Here is a 5869-nt window from a genome sequence, read left to right as displayed (position 1 = left end):
ATATTTGTTTTTCAAAAAAATATTAAATCAAAATATAAAAAAAGCAATTATATATAATGAATTATATAGTTTACGATTACATGAATCTTATAAATATTTATTTGATGAGAACGAGAATCTACATTCTTTGTTTATAAATGCAGATATCAACAATAATATACTTTCAAAATTACAAAATGATATTTTGAGAAAAGAGTTTAAGCTTTTTATATAAGTTGGTAGAACCCATTTAGCAGAATGTTAGGGAGACTTTTCTCAACTGTAGAGCACTTACTTGTGCAGTTTTTATACTATTTTTTACAATAACTAAATCTATGGATAAGATTTAGTTACTATTTTAAGTAATAGAAATTAATAGAGAGCACATCAATGTATAAATTTGATGTGCTTTTTTGAGTATATCGAGTTGTTAAATCCGTTTAAGATTTAAAAACCCCGGGCATCAGCGAATTGTTTTCGCAGATACCCGGGGTTTTAAATTTAGTAATTACATGTTTCAGTTCGTTCCATCAGTAATCTCAACAATGTTTTTATCATTAGCATTAACATTACCAGATTTCTTGATTGTCAAAGCTTGTCCTGCTTCCAAATTCGTAAATACGATTGGAGTGATAATAGATGGAGCGTTCTTTTCTACATAATCCAAATCTACTTCCATCAAGACCTGGCCTTGTTGTACAAGATCACCTTGTTCAATCTTCGAAGTAAATCCTTCACCTTTAAGCTTAACGGTATCAATCCCGATGTGAATAAGGATTTCTGTGCCGTTATCTGCTACGAGACCAATCGCATGTTTAGTTGGGAATAAAGTAACGACTTTACCGTTTACAGGTGAAACGACTTTTCCATCTGTAGGTTTGATCGCAAACCCGTCTCCAACCATTTTGCCCGAGAACACTTGGTCAGGAACGTCGGTAATTGGTAAGATTTCACCTGATAGTGGACTGCTGAACTCAAGTGTAGCCATCTTAATAGATGCATCTTCAGTTTCGTTTACCTGTTCAACAGTTTTCGGTACATTTTCTTTCGAACGTGGGGCTCTGCCATTCATAATATCCTGCATTTGCCCTCGTAGACTGTCTGAAACTGGTCCGAAAATAGCCTGGATGTTGTTGCCGACTTCCATAACACCAGAAGCTCCAAGCTTTTTCAATCTCTTTTTATCTACATTGTCTTTATCGTTTACACTGACACGTAGACGTGTGATACATGCATCAAGATTTGCAATGTTTTCTTTTCCACCCATTGCTTCAAGAATTTCATATGGAAGATCATCGATTACTTCATCATTTTCATCGTCAGCATCGTCAGCTTCACGACCCGGTGTCATCAAGTTGAACTTCTGGATGGCAAAACGGAAACCAAAGTAGTAAATGACCGCGAAGACTAGTCCTACAACGATTACCCAGAACCATTCAGTTCTACCTGGCATAACACCGAAGAGCAGGAAGTCGATTAGACCACCGGAGAAGGTCATTCCGATTTTAACGTCAAGCAAGTGCATCGTCATAAACGATAGTCCTGCGAAAACTGCATGGATACCGAATAATACTGGTGCTACAAACAAGAAAGAGAATTCAAGTGGTTCAGTAATACCCGTTAGGAATGAAGTAAGAGCACCAGACGCCATGATACCGCCGACAAGCTTCTTCTTCTCAGGACGAGCAGTGTGATAAATAGCAAGTGCCGCTGCAGGTAGACCGAACATCATGAACGGGAATTTACCTGTCATAAAGGTACCAGCAGTGAACTCTGTGCCGTCTTGCAATTGAGCAAAGAAAATACGTTGGTCGCCACGGAAAATCTCTCCTGCAGCATTTGTATACGTTCCAAATTCAAACCAGAATGGTGAATAGAAAATATGGTGCAACCCAAATGGGATTAACGAACGTTCAACTAACCCAAATACAAAAGCCGCTAGTGTACGGTTTGTTTCCAACATGAAATGTGATAAAGCATTCAAGCCATTTTGAGCGAATGGCCAAACCATAAACATCACGATACCAAGTAAAACCGCTGAGAAAGCGGTAACAATAGGAACAAAACGTTTCCCTGCAAAAAATCCAAGAAACTGCGGCAATTGAATATTGTAAAACTTATTGTAGAGAAAAGCGGCTAAAACACCGACGATAATACCGCCAAAGACACCCGTTTGAAGCGTGGGAGTTCCTAAGACAGTGGCATAAGCAGGGGATTCAGTTACCATCTCTGGCGTTATATTGCCAATTGCTTTCATGGTTACATTCATAATTAAGTACCCGATAATGGCTGCGAGACCCGCTACACCGTCACCACCAGCAAGTCCGATTGCCACCCCAACAGCAAACAGCAATGGTAAGTTATCAAATACAACTCCACCGGCTTGGGCCATAATGAACAATAACTTTTGAATCCAGTCAGCGCCCATGAATGGTACGGCTTCAATAAAAGAATCCTGTGCGAAGCTTGTACCAAATGCAAGCAGAATACCTGCTGCAGGCAAAAGGGCTACCGGAAGCATCAACGCTTTTCCGACCTTTTGCATAACGCCAAATAAATTAGTAGACTTAACAGATTTAGTAGACATGGAAATTCCTCCTTTTTAATTAGATAAAAGATGTAGTAAATAGATTCTTCTGATCAGCTGAAACAAGTAATGAACAATCCCAAAATAAAAAGGCATGAGTTGAAAAGATAAGGTTAAAAAAAGGGAGAAATTCCCCTCTGAAATAACCTGAAAATCTTTTCATACTCATGCCTGATCGAATCAGTAACACGTATGGTTGATTAGGATTTATTTATTAAGCGTTGGAGATGAATCGTCAAATATAGGACTTCAGCTTCATCTACAGGCTTATTCAATTGGTTTTGTATCACTTTTGTTAGCTTCCACGCAAGATTATAGCATATTGGGTATTCTTTTTTCAATAATTCTTCGAGCTTATTCTCTTCTCCAATAGCTTGACCTTGGTGAACCCTGTCAATTGCTCGGTGCAAATGCTGGATTAACCGATGATAATCCACATCATTTTTTTCTAGTTGAATTGAAAGATTTTCTTCGATAATTTCAACGAGTTTAGAAATCAGTAGATTGTGACGGTTAATGTCACGCAATGATTTATCTGTAACCGCACTATGGATATGAAGCGCAATAAAGCCAATTTCTCCGTCAGGGAACACGATATCCATCCGGTCTTCCACTTTTTTCACGACGCCTTTTGCGACTTGGTATTCTTTTGGATACAATGCCTCAATTTCATATAGAAATGGATTAGAGAATTGCATGTCTTTCTTTGCTCGGCTGATGGCGAAAGTAAGATGGTCGGTCAAGGCCACATGAATATGCTCATTCAATTCTTTGCCCATTTGTTCTTCAATAAATAGAAGCAGTTCATGAATAAAGACAATCAAGTTTTCTTCAATATGAGGAAGTAAGTTAACGTATTGCTCTTTTTCCTTTTCATCTTTTAACAAAAACGTTTTATCCGCTTTATCAAAAGAGATAAAATCTCCTTTTTGCTGGTTGAAGCCAAGTCCTTTTCCGATTAATACTACTTCTTTATATGTATCATGATGAGCAATGACCACATTATTATTCAGCACTTTTTCTATAGTCAATATCTCTTTCATTTCAGCCCCCATCCGCCGTCTGGTCTCTTTTTTCTGCCAGATTGACTTGCGCAAACGGACAATTTTTCTTCAGCACTTGATATGTTACCTTCATTATATTCAATAACGACTTTTAATCAAACTGGGAAGTAGTTGGAAAACTGAACCTTTCTGCTTTAGGTTCTATTATATAGGAAGACTCACAAGAGCAACTTTTCTATTTTTTTCATTTTGTTTCATGATACAACAGAAATCAAATTGTTAATTTTATTATGTTTTTGTGCATTCGTTGAGTTTAGAAATAGCTAAGCGTATACTTGCTAGATAAATTCTATTTACAATATTAGGAGGAAGCATTTTGGTAGTAAAACCTAAGGCTATTTTTTTAGACATGGACGGAACAATCCTAAACCATCATAACAAGGTAAGCATTCACACGAAAGAAATCATAGACGATCTGCGAAACAAAGGGATTTTCGTTTTTATTGCTACTGGGAGAAACGCTACGGAATTAAGAGAGATGCTGCCTGAAGGATTTGAGGTAGACGCGATTATCACAGCTAACGGCATGGCTGGATATATCGGAGAAGAAGTAGTGTTTGAACATTCACTATCACTTGAACTAGTGGAAACCATAATAGAGAAAGCACGGGATAACAAAGTATATTATGAACTTTTCCCATATGGCGAATCTCGAATGGTATTAAAGCAAGATAAAGATTATGTGGTAAATGAAATGAGACAGCCCAAACCCGAAAGTGTAGAAATCAATGAGTGGATTTCACGCCAAAAAGCGATTAAAGAAGAAATTGCCTGGACAGAAGCAATAACAGGAACTCATTTTTCAAAGTTCTATTTTTTCTCGAGAACCAAAGAGGAAATCAATAACTGGAAAATGGAACTTGAGCAGCTACAGAAAGAGATGGCATTCACAATGACACCTTCTTCTCCTCACAATGCAGAAGTCATGGTTGCAAATGTCAGCAAGGCATCAGGCATCGAACAGATGCTTGAGCGCTTTGGTTTAACAGGCYGTGAAACGTTAGCAATTGGCGACAGTGACAACGATCTGAAGATGTTCGAGTTTGTCACTCACGCGGTAGCTATGAAAAATGCACCGGATCACATTAAAGCAGCAGCGGATGACGTAACGGAATTTACTTGTGATGAAGATGGAGTTTATCATTACCTTAAAGCTAATGTGTTGGCTTTGAAAATTTAGTGGTATCTTTAGTTTGTAACGATGGGTAAGCTACATTCTAAAAAGCCCATGTATTTATTAATTAAGAAATGCTTTCTCTTGGGATTTTGAAAAACATCCTACAAGAAGAACCCTCAATCTATAATTTTGATTGAGGGTTCTTCTTTATTGATAATCATTTTTTCAMCAAAAAATCGAATCACGGTTCATACAGAAATTCTAATTCGTGACGCAGCAGGAGTCGTCAAAGTTAATTACAACAATCTTTTATCGAAGTTGTTCTAAACGAAATAGCTGATGTACATACTTTAAACTCTGAAATAATATTGCTTTGCCAAGTACTCCAGATGATGAAAAATGTGATAACTTGAATCGGCAAACAGGACTGCAAAACGGACAAGCTGGATTCCATCTATTTCTTTGTTAGTTGTAAATAATTTTATCCAATATACGGAATTTAATTTATACTAGAAGAGGATTGGAAAAGGATTCAATTTATTTTTTGAAGATTATTGAATCTGAACCTTATTGACTTTTGCAAGAGCTTAGGGGAATCAAGTATGACCAAGAGAGTGTAATTATGATGTCGTTTATTTAAGCATTTTGTTTAGAAGACAATAAATAGTAAAAAGAATAAAATGATATAATGTCAAAATTAAGGATGGGAAAATGTCTATAACTAAATTAAAAATTAATAATTGTAAATCAATAGAATTTGCGGAAATTATATTAAATGAGAATATAAATTGTTTTATTGGAACAAACAATGTTGGTAAATCTAACATTATGAAAGCTATAAACTTCTTTTATTTAAATCTTACGACAACTGTATATGATGATTCAATGTTTAGTAAAAGCAATCCTTATAATGATGAATTGGAAATATCTTTAGAATATGATTTGAGTGAATTAATTAAAAAAATGAAGATAAATACATACGGTGGATTGTTAGATCCTACTAACGAATTGTTTGGAAAAATAGAATATTATTCAAATAAATATTGTGAAAATAATAAAGTTATTTTATCAATGAAATATAATAAGAATAAAAATATTGAATGGAATATTAAGGACTATGAA

The 5869-nt window shown here is 35.8% G+C and carries 5 protein-coding genes; 3 read left to right on the top strand and 2 right to left on the bottom strand.

Going from position 1 to position 5869, the window contains the following annotated elements:
- A partial coding sequence (locus AC1DOS_RS17435) for a hypothetical protein (RefSeq protein WP_477538517.1) occupies window positions 1-214 on the top strand: 214 nt, incomplete at its 5' end.
- A gap of 282 nt (window positions 215-496) precedes the next feature.
- Here AC1DOS_RS17435 and ptsG read toward each other — a convergent pair.
- Complete coding sequence (ptsG, locus tag AC1DOS_RS17430; protein WP_477538516.1) at window positions 497-2566, bottom strand: glucose-specific PTS transporter subunit IIBC; 2070 nt, start codon at window positions 2564-2566, stop codon at window positions 497-499.
- A gap of 200 nt (window positions 2567-2766) precedes the next feature.
- Window positions 2767-3609, bottom strand: coding sequence for a glucose PTS transporter transcription antiterminator GlcT (glcT, locus tag AC1DOS_RS17425; RefSeq protein ID WP_477538515.1), 843 nt, complete (start codon window positions 3607-3609; stop codon window positions 2767-2769).
- Window positions 3610-3946: 337 nt separating this feature from the next.
- On the opposite strand from glcT, the gene AC1DOS_RS17420 reads away from it, so the two are divergent.
- Window positions 3947-4810 (top strand): HAD family hydrolase, encoded by an 864-nt coding sequence (locus AC1DOS_RS17420; RefSeq protein ID WP_477538514.1) that lies wholly within the window; start codon window positions 3947-3949, stop codon window positions 4808-4810.
- A gap of 648 nt (window positions 4811-5458) precedes the next feature.
- A partial coding sequence (locus AC1DOS_RS17415) for an AAA family ATPase (protein WP_477538513.1) occupies window positions 5459-5869 on the top strand: 411 nt, incomplete at its 3' end.

The sequence above is a fragment of the Paenisporosarcina sp. P5_A11 genome (assembly GCF_056400705.1).
Note: the sequence above shows the minus strand (reverse complement) of the source record. Positions and strands in the feature narration are given on the sequence as shown.